Origin of the sequence: Streptomyces sp. NPDC058284, from assembly GCF_042881135.1 — a bacterium.
GTDB lineage: Bacteria > Actinomycetota > Actinomycetes > Streptomycetales > Streptomycetaceae > Streptomyces.
In genome coordinates this window covers 65938-80387 of sequence record NZ_JBHVYE010000014.1, presented here as the reverse complement: position 1 = coordinate 80387, position 14450 = coordinate 65938, and the positions used below count along the sequence as shown (strand labels likewise).

The following is a 14450-nucleotide window of genomic DNA, read 5'->3' as shown; positions in this document are numbered from 1 at the left end:
CGCACCCCTGAAGGAAGAGGAGGAATCCGTGGCATCCGTACGGCATCTGATCTCCATCGACGACCTCGACGACGCGGACCTGCACGCCCTGGTCGTCCGCGGCGCCGAGTTCTCGGTCGGCACCGCGGGCCGCCCCGCTCCGCTCGCCAGGGACGTCGTGGGCGTCTACTTCAGCAAGACCTCGACCCGCACCCGTACCGCCTTCTCCAGCGGCGCCCTGCGTCTGGGCGCGCAGATCGTCTCGTACGGCCCCGACGACCTGCAGCTCAACACCGGTGAGACCAGCGAGGACACCGGCCGGGTGATGTCCCGCATGCTCGACGTCCTGGTCGCCCGCACCGCGGGCGACCCTGCGGAGATGCGCGCCTGGGCCACCCAGGATCGGATGGCCGTGATCAACGCGATGAGCTCCGACGAGCACCCCACCCAGGCGCTCACTGATCTGACCACGCTGCGGCGGCAGTTCGGCCGCGTCGAAGGGCTGCGCGTGCTCTACGTCGGCGAGGGCAACAACACCGCCTCCGCCTTATCCCTCGCGCTCACCCGTTTCCCCGGCGTCGAGTTCGACCTGCGCACCCCGCCGGGCTACGGCCTGGCCCCGTACTACCGCGAGCGCGCCGCCGAACAGGCCGCGCGGTACGGGGCGGTGTTCCGCGAGCGCCATGACATGGACGAACTGCCCGCCGACCTGGACGTCGTGTACACCACGCGCTGGCAGACGACCGGCACCAGCAAGCCCGACCCCGCCTGGCGCACGGTGTTCGCGCCGTTCCAGGTGACGTCGGCGCTGTGGGAGACAAGCCCGAAGGCGGTCTTCATGCACGACCTGCCCGCACACCGCGGCGACGAGGTCACCGCCGAGGTCCTCGACGGCCCCACGAGCATCGCCTTCGCCCAGGCCGAGAACAAGATGCACAGCGCGATGGCGGTCCTTGAGTGGTGCAGGACGTGACACTGGTCGAGGACACCGGAGCCGCCACGGCAGCGGCCCCGGGCCGTCCGCTGCGCCGCAACCGGGACTTCCTGCTGCTGTGGTCCGGGGCTAGCATGTCCTTCCTCGCCGCTCGGCTCACGGGGGTCGCATACCCGCTGATCGTGCTGTGGCACACCGGCTCCCCACTGGCCATGTCCGTGGTGTCGACGGCGGCCCTGCTGCCGCTGCTGCTGGTGCAGCTGCCGGCTGGCGCGCTGGTGGACCGCTGGGACCGGCGACGGCTGATGCTGGTGTGCGAGGCGGGCCGGCTCGCGGTGGTGGGCAGCGTCGCGCTCGTCCTCGCGTCGGGCCGGATGACGGTGGCGCATCTGGCGGCCGCGGCGTTCGTGGAGGCGTCCCTCGCCGTGTTCTACCGGCTCGCCGAGCGGGGCGCCGTCCGCAACATCGTGCATCCAGCGCATCTGTCGGCCGCTCTCGCGCAGAACGAGGCACGGGGGCGGGCGGCTGGGCTACTCGGCCAGCCCGGCGGGGTGCTGCTGCAGTCGGCGGCACGCTGGCTACCGTTCGGCTTCGGCGCGCTCGGCTACCTGGTCTCGGCCCTCTCCCTGCTGCTGATCCGCAAGGACTTCCAGCAGGAGCGCCCCGTCCGCACCGGCGGCAACCGGATGGCGGCAGAGGTCGCCGAGGGGATGCGCTGGCTGTGGCGGCAGCAGTTCCTGCGCGCGGCGCTCGGCTACGTCGCCAGCACCAACGTGCTGTTCCAGATGCTGGCGCTGGCCCTGATCCTTCGAATCAAGGAGGCGGGGCTGCCGGCGGCGACGCTTGCGGTCGTCGTGGGCATCGGCGGGGTCGGCGGCCTGTGCGGGGCACTCGCGGGCGGTCGGATCCAGCGCTGGATGCGCCAGCGCACGCTGCTCATCGGCGGGGCCGTGGCCTGGGCGGTGTTGATCGGCGCGATGGGCTTCACCAGTGGGCCCGTGCCACTCGGCGCGCTGTACGCCGGCACCGGATTCGTCGGCGCGGTGTTCAACGTCGCTGCGGCCGTCTACCAGATCCGCACCACCCCCGACGCGCTCCAGGGCCGGGTCGCCGCCACAGCGGGACTCATCGGCTCCGGGACCAACGCGCTCGGCTCCTTCGCGGCGGGTGTGCTCCTCGCGGCCTGGGGCGCGCAGGCCACCGTGCGCGCGATCGCCGCCGCCATGGCCGTACTGGCCCTGTGCGCCGTACTGGCACCGGCCTTGAAGGGAGAGATCACGGATGACCGGAACGACACGGACGGCTGACCGGCCCCGATGGGACGACCCGTGGTTCAGGACCTACCCGGCCGCGTCCGGCCGCCCGCCCCGGATCCGCCTGGTGTGCTTCCCGCACGCGGGTGGCACCGCCCAGCTCTTCCACGGCTGGGCGGTGCGGCTGCCGGATGACGTGGAGCTGCTCGCGGTCCGCTACCCGGGCCGCCAAGAGCGTCTGTCCGAGGCGTTCGCCGAGGACATGGCCACGCTCGCCGACGCGATCACCGCCGCGCTGCTGCCCCGCCTCGACCGCCCCCTCGCCCTGTTCGGGCACAGCATGGGCTCGTCCGTCGCTTACGAAACGACCCTGCGGCTGGAGTCCCGGCACAGCGTCGTCCCCCGACGCCTCGTGGTATCGGCCCGTTCGGCGCCGCACCGGCTCCGCCGCACAGGCCTGCACCAGCGCGACGACGAACTGGTCGCCGGAGTACGCCGGTTGGGCTCGCTGAGCTCGGAGGCGTACGACATCCCGGAGCTGCGCGAACTGCTGTTGCCCGCGCTGCGCGCCGACTACCAGCTCGTCGAGAACTACCGTTCCGCGTCGCCACCCGTGCGGACGCGGGCCCCTATCACCGCGTGTCTCGGGCTCCAGGACCCGGGATGCGACCCCGACTCCGTACTCGCCTGGTCCGAGCTGACCCGGGCCGGTGACTTCGCCCTGCGCGCCTACCCGGGCGACCACTTCTACCTCGCCCCCCGGGAGGCGGAGCTGGTCGCCGACATCACCAAGGATCTGGAGGCATGAACTGATGACACAGACCGACATCTGGACCCCACTGGACATCGAAGCCGAGTTCGTCAGCGACACCGACGAACTCGTCGCTCGTCTCAAGGACATGGGACCGGAGGAGCTCGCCCGGCTGCTGACGGAGGAGAAGGGCCTGGTCTTCCGCGGCTTCGGGGTCACCCCCCACCGTCTGGACGAGGTGCTGGACCTGCTGCTGCCGAACCGGCTCACCTACGTACACGGCAACTCGCCGCGCACCAAGGTCGGCAGCAACGTGTACACGTCGACTGAGTACCCGCAGGAGTTCACCATCTCGATGCACAACGAGATGAGCTACGCCCACGCCTGGCCGGCCCGCCTCGCCTTCTACTGCCAGATCCAGCCGGGCAGCGGCGGCGCCACCCCGGTGGTCGACGCGGCGCTGTGGCTGAACTCTCTGGACGCCGAGGTGCGCGAGGCCTTCGCGGGCGGGGTGCGCTACGTGCAGAACCTGCACGACGGCTACGGCCTGGGCAAGAGCTGGCAGGACACCTTCGAGACGACCAGTCGCGAGGACGTGGAGGCGTTCCTCGACCCGACCGGCGCCACCTGGGAGTGGCGGGCCGACGGCAGCATCCGCATCTCCTCGGTGCGCCCGGCCACCACCCGTCACCCGGTCACCGGCACCGAGGTGTGGTTCAACCAGTCCGACCAGTGGCACCCGGCCGGCCTCGGCGACGACACCGCGGCCGCCCTGGCGCAGATCCTGCCTGAGGACGACCTACCGCAGAACGTCACCTTCGCCGACGGCAGCCCCATCCCGGCCGCGTACGTCGAGCAGATTCGCGACCGCGGCCTGGAGCACGCCGTGGACGTCGACTGGCACACCGGGGACCTACTGGTGATCGACAACGTCCTGCTGGCCCACGGCCGCCGCCCCTTCACCGGCGACCGCCGGGTCCTGGTCGCGATGTCGGACTGATCGCCTTGCGTCCGCCCACACATGACCCACCGACGAACGGACTGAGGCGATGACCGTCGCATACGAACGGCTGAGGGTCCGCGACGCGGTCCACATCTGGCAGGGCCGGGCCCCGGATGCGCTCGCGCCAGGCGACACCGGCCTGTTGTCGGAAGAAGAACTGCAGATGGTCCGCCGTCTGCCGGATGCGGCCGCAGTGCGCTACGCGGCCGCACACGTGGCGCTGCGCCGGGTGCTCTCCCACTACCTCGGCGTGCTGCCGCGCGAGGTCGTCCTCGGCAGGCGTCCGTGCCCGCGCTGCGCCCACCCGAGCCACGGCCGGCCCAGGATCGACTGGCCGCCCACCGACCTCAGCTTCAACCTCTCGCGGTCCGGGCCCCAGTGGCTGCTCGCCGTGGTCGTCGGCCACCAAGTCGGCGTCGACCTGGAAGACGGCCGCAGCCTGGACATCGACGGCGCGTCCAAGCTCCTCATGAGCGCCCCAGAGCTGGCGCACGTCCGCTCCCGGCCCGACGAGAGCGCGCGCACCGACGCCTTCTTCCGCTGCTGGACGCGGAAGGAGGCGGTGGTCAAGGCGATCGGCGTTGGCATCATCACGGACCTGAGCGAGGTCGACGTACGGCCCGCCGAGGACGGCCCGGTGCTGGTCACCCATGCGGAGCCGAACAGCCCCGACACATGGCTGATGCAGGACCTGCCGATGGTCGACGGGATGTTCGCGGCGCTGGCCCGGGAGGCGGGCGCCGCCGGTCCCGTAGAGCTCCACAGGTACGAGGACCTGGCGCGGCGCACCACGGACGCGGCACACCCGGAGAGCCACCAGAACGGCGACGAGTCGAGGAAGCCGAGGAGAGGAGTACTGGTCCCATGACCGCGATCGAATACACAGCAGAGCCGGGCACCCCGGTGCACGATTACATCGCCGCCCACCGCGAGAAGCTTCGGACGGTCCTCGGCGAGCGGGGCGCGATCCTGCTGCGCGGCTTCGAAATCGGCGGCGTCGACGGGTTCGACAGCGTGGTGCACGCCTTCTCCGGCAGTGCGCCGCTGCGCTATGCCGAGCGCTCCTCACCGCGCTCCACCATCAAGGGGCAGGTCTACACGTCGACGGACTATCCGGCCGATGAGGAGATCTTCCTGCACAACGAGAACTCATACCAGGCGGCCTGGCCGAACACGCTGTACTTCTACTGCATCGAGCCCGCGCACACCCAGGGGGCGACCCCGCTAGCGGACATCCGCGAGGTGTACCGGGCGATCGACCCCGCGGTGCGGGAGGAGTTCGAGCGGCGCGGCGGCTGGCGCGTGGTGCGCAACTTCCACGCGGACTTCGGAGTGCCGTGGCAGGAGGCGTTCAACACCACCGACCGGGACGCGGTCGTGGAGTACTGCCAGGGCAAGGGCATCACGGCCGAGTGGCGCGCGGGCGGCGGGCTGCGGACCACAGCAATCCGGGCAGCGGTGCACACCCATCCGGTCTTCGGCGAGGAGGTGTGGTTCAACCACGCCACGTTCTGGCACCTCACCTCGCTCGCCCCGGAGGTCCAGGAGGGGCTGCGGGAGATCTTTGCCGACGAGAACCTGCCCACCAACACCTACTTCGGCGACGGCGGACGCATCCCGGACGAGACGGTGGCGCACCTGCGGGCCGCCTACCGCTCGGCGTCGACCCGCTTCGACTGGCAGCGCGACGACGTGCTCATCGTCGACAACATGCTGGTCGCACACGGCCGGGAGCCGTTCACCGGTCCCCGGAAGATCGCGGTGGCGATGGCCGAACTGTCCGCTCCGGCGGCTGCCTGACGAAGGAGCCGGACCCGAACACGCCCCTGGGCGACAACGCCGGATCCCGCGGCCACCGCAGAATCCGGCCCACTCGTGACGGCCGGGCGTCCCCTGTCGGGGGGAGCGCCCGCACCACCTCACACGGCCAAGGCCGACGGCGGGGACGCCTCCCAAGGGCGTCCCCGCCGTCGTGCATCTGCGCAGCGGGCCACGGGGGTTGCCGTGCGACGCAGGGGAGGCGCCGGACGGGACGGGGGTAGGAACCGCCCGGCGCCGGGTCAGTGGGTCACTCCTGTACGCCCGCCAGCTCCACCGCCCTGTGGCGCAGGGAGAGGCTGGCCGCGGCGACCGCCGAGACCACGGCGAGCACTGCGCAGGCGCCCACGGTCGCACCGAGCGTTGCCCACGGGATCTCGATCGACGTCCGCACCGAGAGCAGGCCCAGCGCGCTCCACATGCCGATCAGGTTGAGCCCGGCGGCCAGCGCTCCCAGCACGCCACCCACCATGACCACCATCAGCGCCTCGGAACCCACCAGCCGCAACACCTGCCACTTGGTGGCCCCGGCCAACCGCAGCACGGCCAAGTCGCGGACCCGGTCGGAGTTCGCCATGACCATGGTGTTGGCCAGCGAGATGCCGGTGTACAGCAGGGCGATGCCGAGGACCAGCAGGAAGCCCATCCGGGTCGTCCGGTTGGTCTCGGGGTACATCGTCTGCGCCCACTGCTTGTTGGTGAGCACCTCCCCGCCCGACGCCTGGACCGCGTCCCGCAGTCCGGCGGCCACAGCAGCCGCCTCGGCGCCGTCCGCAAGGCGTACGTCGACCCGGTCTACGCGCGCGTTCGGAGCGTTGCGCGGCGTGACATAGACGCCGTTGTTACCGGTGCCGATCGTCATGACCGCGGCGATCTTCAGGGACTTCTGCGTACCGTCGCCGAGCCACACGTCCACGCTCTGCCCCACGGCGTGCCGCTCCCACTCCTCGTTGACGATGATCGAGTCGTCGTCCAGGTCGCTCACCTTCCCGGCGGCGAGCGGCAGTCGGGTGGTGTCGGTGAGCAGGCGGGGGTCGGCGGCGGCGCGGGCCTCGGACTTAATGAGCGCCACGCCCTCCTCCAGGACGTACACGGCGGTTGACGAGGTCGCGGAGACCTCAGCGCTGGGCACGGCACGCAGCTTCTTCAGCGTCGCGTCGTCGAAGCCCGCGTCGCCCGCAGGGGTGACCACGAAGTCGGCGGCCGTCTGCTTGCGGACCTCGGTGGCCTTCGCCTCGTTGAGGGTGGCGGTGGCGCCCAGCAGCGATCCCGCCAGCGCGACCGTGACCAGGACGGGCGCCGCGAGAGCGGCGGTGCGCCGAACGCCGGCGGCAGCGTTCTCCCGCACCAGCATCCCAGTAGCGCCGGGCAGTTGGGCCGGCAGCCAGGCGATCAGCTGGGTCAGCGGGCGCACCAGCACCGGCGCGAGCAGCGCCACCGCGGTGATCAACAGCATCGGCCGGCTCACATAGGTCTTGCGCTGCAGCAACTCGCTCGGGTTCGTTACCAGAGCCAGGGCCAGCGTTACCGCGGCGGTGAACAGCAGGGCCGCGCCGAACAGCCAGCGGCCCCACGTCATCGCCCGGGTGTCCACGGCCGCCTCGCGCAGCGCCTCGGTGGGGCCGGTGAGCCCTGCCCGCCAGGACGCGGCCAGCACTCCGGACAGCGCCACGAGCAGGCCCGTCCAGAAGGCCATGTGGTATGGCCAGGTGTAGTCGCCGATGGTGAACCAGCGGGGCGCGAGGCCCTCGTCAACCGCCCACTCGGCGAGCTTCGGCGCCCCGTAGGAGCCGAGCACGCAGCCGGCCGCTGAGGCGAGCACACCGATCAGGAGGGCCTCGGAGACGACCATGCGGCGAATTTGCCCCGGGGTCGCCCCGGCCGTGCGCAGCAGCCCGAACTCGCGGCGGCGCTGTGCGACCGCGAACGCGAAGGTCGACGCCACCACGAACACCGACACGAACCCGGTGACACCGCCGGCCGTGCCGAACATGGCGTTCATCGCGGTGAGGGCCTCGCTGTCCCGGTCGGGATCGGCGTCGGCGTACCGGCGCGCGTCGCTGGTGAGGACCTGAACGCCGTCGCTGCCACGCACCGCCTCGCGCACGGCCGCCGCGTCCGCGTCGACGACGAGCTGGACGCTGCGCGGCGCCAACTGGGCGGCGCGGGCGTCGGTGTAAAAGACGGCGTTCTCGAAGCCGAGTCCGGCCACGGTGCCGACGACCCGTACGGTGCCGACGTCGGTCCGCACCCGCGTGCCCGGCCGGGCCCAGTCGCCGCTGACGACGACCTCGTCCACGGCCTTCGGCGCGCGTCCCGTGTCGAGCCGGTACGACGACGCGAAGGCGGCGGTGGACCAGGGGTGGCCCACCAGATCGCCGGGGCCGCCCTGGGCCCGAACGGCGAACGACCGGTCCTCGACGACGGTCCCGAGGTCCTCCAGCTTCGCGACCACGTCGGCGGGCACGGCGCGCGGCTGCGCGAGCTTCTGGGTACGGTCGCCGATCGAGGTGGGCACCCGCAGGGTGTCCATCCCCTTGACGACGACCGGTGCCGCGGCGAACCGCTCGGGCTTGCGGTCGGGTGCATCCAGTGAGGACGCCAGGGCCAGCCCCATGACGGCGATCAGCGCCACGCCCAGCGAGAGAGCGACGAAGCTGCCGACGAAGGTGACCCAGCGGGTGCGCAGGGTGCGCAGGGCGGTGCTCAGCACGGCACGGCCTCCAGCTTGGTCATGCGCGCGGCGATGTCCTCGGCACCGGCGCCGATCAGCTCGCCGTTGACGCGGCCGTCGACGAGGAAGACGACGCGGTCGGCGTAGGAGGCGGCGACCGGGTCATGGGTGACCATGATGATCGTCTGGCCCTCGCGATCCACCATGCCACGCAGCAGGGTGAGCACTTCGCGACTGGTCTGCGAGTCGAGCGCGCCAGTCGGTTCGTCGCCGAAGAGCACCTCAGGACGGGTGATCAGGGCGCGGGCCAGGGCGACCCGCTGCTGCTGGCCGCCGGACATCTCCGTCGGCCGGTGCCGCGCCCGCTCGCCCAGTCCGACCTGCTCCAGCACCTCGCGGACCCGGGCCTTCGGGGGGCGGCGGCCGGCCAGCCGCAGAGGCAGGGCCACGTTCTGCTCGGCGGTCAGCGAGGGCAGCAGGTTGAATGCCTGGAACACGAAGCCGATGCGTTCGCGGCGCAGTAGGGTCAGCTTGGTCTCGCTCAGCTTGGTCAACTCCGTCCCGCCGACCGTGACCGAGCCCGACGTGGGCCGGTCGAGGCCCGCGGCGCACTGCAGCAGGGTCGACTTGCCGGAGCCGGACGGGCCCATCACGGCGGTGAACGTCCCCCTCGGGAAAGCGAGCGATACCTGGTCGAGGGCGGTGACGGACGTGCCGCCCAAGCCGTACCGCCGGGTTACGGAACGCAGTTGGATCGCGTCGTTGGTCATGTGTTCCCACTCGTGTCGGTGTCGGTCCTCCCGCGCGCCTGGGCGGGACGGAAACTTCGGGAAGCGGCGCCGTGTGCTGGCCATCTCGGGGCGGCCGGAGTACCCGGGAGGTGTGGCAGGTGGGCAGGTGCCTGCCGTCGCATGGGCCCGGGTGTCACCCGGGCCCGGCCGGGCCCATGACGTAGCCGATCAGGATGAAGGCTGGCGCCCAAACGGCGCTGCTGAACACGGACCAGAGCAGATAGCTGCGCAGCGGCATCCGGGTCGCCCCGCACAGGGTCGGTACGAGAGTGCGCAGTACGGCGGTGAAGCGGCCCACGAACACCGCGCTGCCGCCCCGGCGTTCGATCAGCCTCAGCGCCCGCTCGGTGCACCGGCGGTGGCGAGAGCGGGTCGTCATCCGGGCTATCAGCCGCCCCTGCCAGCGGCGTCCGATGGCGTACCCGGCCAGGTTGCCGAGCACGGCACCGGTGAGCGCAGTCAGCAGGGCCGCCTCGACCGTGACGTGGCCGTGCCAGGCGAGCATCCCTCCCAGCACCACCGCGGTCTGCCCGGGCATCAGCATGCCGATCACTGGGAGCGTCGCTTCCAGGGCGGGCAGCAGCAGTACCGCGGTGAGGATGCCGAAGCTTCCGTGCACAAGCACCTGCTCAGCCAGCCAAGCCGCCATCGGGCGCCGCCTCCCTCGTCTCCGTGATGCCTCCACGAAACCGCGAGAGCCCCTCACGACGCAGTGCGGCAGGGACGAGACTTGAGGTAGGGCCAGACCTACCCCACGGCGTCGGCCCAGCTCACCCCGAGCTGCGGCCACTGGGGCAACGCCTCGGGAGAGCGACGCGCCTCATCCCGCCCGCAACAGCTCCCTGTCCGCAGGAGAATCCTCCAGGCTCTCCGCGGTGAGACGGAGCAACGGGTGGAAGCGGTAGCAGGGCGCCCCCGTGGCGTCGATGCCGTGTGCCTCCAGCAGTGACGCCTCGACCAGCCGTTCCAGGAACTCCTCGGCCGCGTCCTCGGGCAGCCTGAGAAGCAGCGCGGCCCCCACCACGGTGAACTCCCGTCCCGCGCGCACGGCGAGCAGGCGGATCAACTCGAGATCCGACACCGGCCGTTGCCGTAACGCCGCGGACAGCGTCCGCCGTACGTCGAGCGGGCCCACCCGCAACTCCTCGAGGCGGGAGGCCGGATCGGCCAGGCGGCGCGCGAGCCGTGTCATCGGCCAGTGCGGCCGAGCAGCGAGCCGGGCGGCGGCTGCCCGCAGCGCTAGCGGCAGCCGTCCGCAGGCCTCGACGACGGCGTGGGCTGCCTCGGGTTCCGCGGCGATCCGGCCGCCCCCAGCGATCGCAGCGAGCAGGTCCAGCGACTCGTCGGCCCTCATGGGGTCCAACGCCACGGTCCACGAACCGGGGACCGCAGAGAGCCGGTTGCGGCTCGTCACCAGGACGGCGGCGTCGGCTGTGGCCGGCAGCAGCGGGTCCAGCTGCAGCTCGTTCGCTGCGTCGTCCAACAGGATCAGCAGCTTCCGGCCTGCCGTCCGGGTCCGGTACCTGTGAACTAGATCGTCCGTCCGGGCGGGCTCGCCATTCGGCGCCAGCACATCCTCAGAGGTCTCGCCGAGCGCCCGCAGCAGCGTGACCAGGACCTCGCCGCAGTCCGCGACGCTGCCGTCGTCGGTACGCAGCCGGGCATACAGCAAGCCGTCGGGGAACTCTCCGGCCACGGCGTGAGCGACCCGTCGGGTGAGCACTGTCTTGCCGACCCCCGGCATTCCGGTGATCAACAGTCGACGGGGCTGGAACGCGGCACGCCGGTTCGCTGTCGTCGGCGTCAACCACCCGCACAGTTCGTCGAACTCCCGCTCCCTGCCTGCGAAGTCGGCTGGCGCTGACGGCATCATGACAAGCGGAGCGGTCACCGTCGGCGTACCGGGCGGCAGGCTCGGTGCGGGCTGCGGGAGGGTGCCCAACCCCCCGCTCAGTAATGACTGGTAGGTGGCGGTGAGGTCAGGCCCCGGGTCCACGCCCAGCTCCTCCGCGAGCACCTCGCGCCCCTCGTGATAGGCGCGCAGCGCTTCGGTCTGCCGCCCGCACCGGTACAGCGCGGCCATCAGCTGCGCGCGCAGCCGCTCGCGCACCGGGAACTCGCTGACAAGCCGGGTGAGTTCGGAGATCAGTCGCCCGTGCCGGCCGAGCGCGAGGTCCGCCTCGATCCGGTGTTCCAGAGCGCTCATCCGGGCCTCGTCCAGCTGCGGCAACTCCACCTCCGCGAGGTGCGGCGTGACATTGGCCAGCGCCGGACCCTGCCACAGGTCGAGTGCCTGCCGAAGCGTTTCGGCGGCCTGGATGAACCGCCGCTCCTCCAGCGCCTGGCGCCCGAGCTGCTCCAGCCGCTCGAACTCGACGACGTCAATGTGCGCTCCGTCGGCGACCAGTTGGTAGCCGGGCTGGCTGCGGACCAGGTCAACCCCGGGGCCAAGGAGTTTTCGCAGCCTCGATATGTAGGTATAGATCTGAGCGTTCCACGTGGCCGGCGGATCCCACCCCCACAGCAGTTCGCTCAGCCTCCCGTCACTCACCACTCGACCATGGGCGAGCAGCAGCACGGCCAGAACCGTGTGCACCTTGGAGCCCGACAGCGCGATGCGACGCGCCCCGTCTCTCGCCTCGACCTGACCGAGAAGTTGGAATTCCATGTAAATCCCCCACTTTGTTCAACCGTGGCCACACGAAGGCGGCCGCGGCTGGATCGGAACGCCGGAGCGTCGGTCTTACGGCCATTGCTTGCGCCAGAAATTGGCAGAATTGCGCCTTCTCGTTGGCAGCAACCGGCGGTGGCAAGTCCCTGCAGTCTCCGCCTCGTGACCTCCGGGAGGCCGCTGTCCGGGCCCGTGACCTCCTGGTCCGGTACGGGGGTGGGGCTGGCCCTACCCCCGATCCACGCCCTGGACCGATGGCACCGGACGGGTTCACCCTCCTACGGTGATCCCCATGCACCCTCGGAATGTGTGGCAGGCCATGTCCCGGCCGGGCTTCCTGCTGTCGGCCTGGCCCTGGCGCTCTGTCGCGTACCTGCTCACCGGTGCGGTGACCGGGGTCGCCGCCCTGGTGGTGATCGTGACGGTGGCGGCGGTCTGCGGGGCGCTCGCCATCGTCGTGGTGGGGCTTCCGCTGCTCCTCGTGGTCGCCCTCAGCGGGATCCCGGTGGCCTGGGTGGAGCGGCGCAGGCTGCGCCTGATCGACCACGATCCGGCGTCCGGCCAGCACCACGAGCCGGCCGCGCCGGGACTGTGGACCTGGCTGACCACCCGGTTGCGCGAGCAGGCGACCTGGCGGGAACTCGGGTACGCGCTGCTGTTCGGCGGGCTGCTGTGGCCGGTCGACGCCCTGGCGATCACGGTTGCCCTGCTCTTCCCGCTGTCCATGGTCGCCACCCCGTTGCAGATGGCCACGGTTGGCGACGGCCACGAGGCGAAGGTGCTCAAGCAGTGGTCGGTCACCACTTGGCCGACCGCGTTCGGCGTCGCCGTGCTGGGCCTGCTCCTCATGGGCCTGTGCTGCTACGTGCTCGGTGTCGCGGCGGGCGCCCGCGCCGAGCTGACCCGACTGCTGATCGCCTCCCGCGAGGGCGAACTCGGCGCCAAGGTGGTCGAACTGGCCAGCTCCCGCATCCGGTTGGTGGACGCCTTCGAGGCGGAGCGGCGCCGCATCGAGCGCGATCTGCACGACGGCGCCCAACAGCGACTGGTGGCCCTGACGATGGCCCTCGGCCTGGCCCGGCTGGACGCACCACCCGGCCCGCTCGCCGACCAGCTCGCCAAGGCCCACGAGGAGGCGGGCAAGGCACTCGCGGAGCTGCGCGAGCTCATCCACGGCATCCACCCAAAGGTCCTCGCGGACTACGGCCTGCAGGCCGCGGTCGCCGACGCTGCGGACCGCTCCGTGGTCCCCGTCGACGTCGACCTCGAACTGCCGGGCCGACTGCCCCAGGCGGTCGAGTCCGCGGCGTACTTCGTGGTCTGCGAAGCGCTCGCCAACGTCGCCAAGCACAGCGGGGCCGATCGCGCGCAGGTGAGCGGCGGTCACCGCGACGGCCGCCTGTTCCTCCAGGTGCGCGACGACGGCCGGGGCGGTGCGGACACTTCAGCCGGCAGCGGACTCACCGGTCTCGCGGACCGGGTCTCCGTTCTCGATGGCAGACTTGCCCTGTCCAGTCCGCTGGGCGGACCGACCCTGTTGCATGTGGAGGTTCCTTGCGAGTTGACCAAGGCAGCCGATCGCTCCGCGTAGTACTGGCCGAGGACAGCGTGCTGCTGCGGGAAGGGCTCATCGGCCTGCTCAGCCGCTGCGGTCACGAGGTCGTGGCGGCCGTCGGGGACGCGGAGGCGCTGGTGGCTGCGGTCGAGGAGCACGCGCCCGACATCGTGGTGACGGACGTGCGCATGCCGCCTGGTTTCCAGGACGAGGGGCTGCACGCGGCCGTGCGTCTGCGCGAGCAGCGGCCCACGCTGCCGGTCCTGGTCCTCAGTCAGTACGTGCAACGGACGTACGCCTCCGAGCTCTTGGACTCCGGTGACGGCTCGGGGGTTGGCTACCTGTTGAAGGACCGCGTCGGCCAGGTCGAGGAGTTCGTCGATGCACTGCGCGAGGTCGCGGACGGCGGGACGGTGGTCGATCCCGAGGTGGTGCGCCAGCTGTTGCGCCGCCGCCGCGATCCGCTGAAGCGGCTCACGCCGCGGGAGCGCGAGGTACTGACGCTGATCGCGGAGGGCAAGTCCAACGGCGCGATCGCAAAGGAGCTGGTGGTTTCCGAGGCCGCGATCGGCAAGCACATCAGCAGCATCCTCACGAAGTTGGACCTGCCTCCGGCGGACGAGACCCACCGCAGGGTGCTGGCCGTCCTCACGTACCTGCGGGCCTGACCGGTGGGGGGTTACCCGGGCGTCCGTGCGGGCTGTGAGACAGGCCCGAGCTCCTTTCGATCTCCAAATACGACCCCCCCGTTGATTGAGCTGTACTGACGTTTGTGGAGTCCCTGATGCGGTCCTGGCCATGGTTGAGACGACCTCTTCCTAACGGTGCTGGTGATGTCTCCCACATGTGTCTCGTCGGGCACGTAGATGCGCATGGAGCGGCGACGCTGGTGCCGTCGACAAAACCATCGGGACTGCGGATGTCGACGGCCATCACATGACCTCGGGAACCTCAGTGGCCGAGTCCGACCCGCTTCCCCGCGGGAAACGGGTCGCTCTACAGTGCATGAAACGGGGAGTTG

General features: G+C 71.2%; 12 protein-coding genes. 8 read left to right on the top strand and 4 right to left on the bottom strand.

Annotation, left to right across the window (positions count from 1 at the left end):
• Positions 1-28: 28 nt before the first annotated feature.
• Genes ACFVYR_RS20535 through ACFVYR_RS20510 form a run of 6 tightly spaced genes read left to right on the top strand, consistent with a single transcriptional unit; the run spans position 29 to position 5720 of the window.
• Positions 29-952 (top strand): ornithine carbamoyltransferase, encoded by a 924-nt coding sequence (locus ACFVYR_RS20535; protein WP_384250966.1) that lies wholly within the window; start codon positions 29-31, stop codon positions 950-952.
• The gene (locus tag ACFVYR_RS20530) at positions 949-2220 is read left to right on the top strand and encodes an MFS transporter (protein ID WP_384250963.1); all 1272 of its coding nucleotides are present in this window, start codon (positions 949-951) and stop codon (positions 2218-2220) included. Before ACFVYR_RS20535 ends, ACFVYR_RS20530 begins: the two co-directional genes overlap by 4 nt.
• A complete protein-coding gene (locus ACFVYR_RS20525; protein WP_384250961.1) occupies positions 2195-2974 on the top strand; it encodes a thioesterase II family protein in 780 nt (259 codons plus the stop codon). The genes ACFVYR_RS20530 and ACFVYR_RS20525 overlap by 26 nt, the downstream gene beginning before the upstream one ends.
• A 4-nt stretch (positions 2975-2978) precedes the next feature.
• Positions 2979-3917, top strand: a complete 939-nt coding sequence (locus tag ACFVYR_RS20520; RefSeq protein WP_384250958.1) for a TauD/TfdA family dioxygenase — start codon at positions 2979-2981, stop codon at positions 3915-3917.
• A gap of 49 nt (positions 3918-3966) precedes the next feature.
• Positions 3967-4788 (top strand): 4'-phosphopantetheinyl transferase family protein, encoded by an 822-nt coding sequence (locus tag ACFVYR_RS20515; protein WP_384250955.1) that lies wholly within the window; start codon positions 3967-3969, stop codon positions 4786-4788.
• Positions 4785-5720: a TauD/TfdA family dioxygenase gene (locus tag ACFVYR_RS20510; RefSeq protein WP_384250952.1), complete on the top strand. Its 936-nt coding sequence runs from the start codon at positions 4785-4787 to the stop codon at positions 5718-5720. Before ACFVYR_RS20515 ends, ACFVYR_RS20510 begins: the two co-directional genes overlap by 4 nt.
• 268 nt (positions 5721-5988) lie before the next feature.
• Here ACFVYR_RS20510 and ACFVYR_RS20505 read toward each other — a convergent pair whose 3' ends face one another.
• The 4 genes from ACFVYR_RS20505 to ACFVYR_RS20490 form a co-directional block, all read right to left on the bottom strand.
• Positions 5989-8451, bottom strand: coding sequence for an FtsX-like permease family protein (locus ACFVYR_RS20505; RefSeq protein ID WP_384250949.1), 2463 nt, complete (start codon positions 8449-8451; stop codon positions 5989-5991).
• Complete coding sequence (locus ACFVYR_RS20500) at positions 8445-9182, bottom strand: ABC transporter ATP-binding protein (RefSeq protein WP_384250946.1); 738 nt, start codon at positions 9180-9182, stop codon at positions 8445-8447. Before ACFVYR_RS20500 ends, ACFVYR_RS20505 begins: the two co-directional genes overlap by 7 nt.
• A gap of 154 nt (positions 9183-9336) precedes the next feature.
• Positions 9337-9852: a DedA family protein gene (locus tag ACFVYR_RS20495; RefSeq protein ID WP_384250943.1), complete on the bottom strand. Its 516-nt coding sequence runs from the start codon at positions 9850-9852 to the stop codon at positions 9337-9339.
• Between the two features lie 171 nt (positions 9853-10023).
• The gene (locus ACFVYR_RS20490; protein ID WP_384250940.1) at positions 10024-11871 is read right to left on the bottom strand and encodes a BTAD domain-containing putative transcriptional regulator; all 1848 of its coding nucleotides are present in this window, start codon (positions 11869-11871) and stop codon (positions 10024-10026) included.
• A 322-nt stretch (positions 11872-12193) separates the two neighbouring features.
• Between ACFVYR_RS20490 and ACFVYR_RS20485 the strand changes: the two genes are divergently transcribed.
• Together ACFVYR_RS20485 and ACFVYR_RS20480 are read left to right on the top strand one after the other, a co-directional pair.
• Positions 12194-13465, top strand: a complete 1272-nt coding sequence (locus ACFVYR_RS20485) for a sensor histidine kinase (protein ID WP_384251246.1) — start codon at positions 12194-12196, stop codon at positions 13463-13465.
• Positions 13429-14097, top strand: coding sequence for a response regulator (locus tag ACFVYR_RS20480; protein WP_384250937.1), 669 nt, complete (start codon positions 13429-13431; stop codon positions 14095-14097). The genes ACFVYR_RS20485 and ACFVYR_RS20480 overlap by 37 nt, the downstream gene beginning before the upstream one ends.
• The last annotated feature ends 353 nt before the right edge of the window (positions 14098-14450 follow it).

Excerpts from the sequence above, each read along its gene's own strand:
- ACFVYR_RS20485 (WP_384251246.1), top strand. The coding sequence starts at position 12,194 with ATGTCCCGGCCGGGCTTCCTGCTGTCGGCCTGGCCCTGGCGCTCTGTC.
- ACFVYR_RS20495 (WP_384250943.1), bottom strand. The coding sequence starts at position 9,852 with ATGGCGGCTTGGCTGGCTGAGCAGGTGCTTGTGCACGGAAGCTTCGGC.
- ACFVYR_RS20510 (WP_384250952.1), top strand. The coding sequence starts at position 4,785 with ATGACCGCGATCGAATACACAGCAGAGCCGGGCACCCCGGTGCACGAT.
- ACFVYR_RS20500 (WP_384250946.1), bottom strand. The coding sequence starts at position 9,182 with ATGACCAACGACGCGATCCAACTGCGTTCCGTAACCCGGCGGTACGGC.
- ACFVYR_RS20490 (WP_384250940.1), bottom strand. The coding sequence starts at position 11,871 with ATGGAATTCCAACTTCTCGGTCAGGTCGAGGCGAGAGACGGGGCGCGT.
- ACFVYR_RS20515 (WP_384250955.1), top strand. The coding sequence starts at position 3,967 with ATGACCGTCGCATACGAACGGCTGAGGGTCCGCGACGCGGTCCACATC.
- ACFVYR_RS20525 (WP_384250961.1), top strand. The coding sequence starts at position 2,195 with ATGACCGGAACGACACGGACGGCTGACCGGCCCCGATGGGACGACCCG.
- ACFVYR_RS20520 (WP_384250958.1), top strand. The coding sequence starts at position 2,979 with ATGACACAGACCGACATCTGGACCCCACTGGACATCGAAGCCGAGTTC.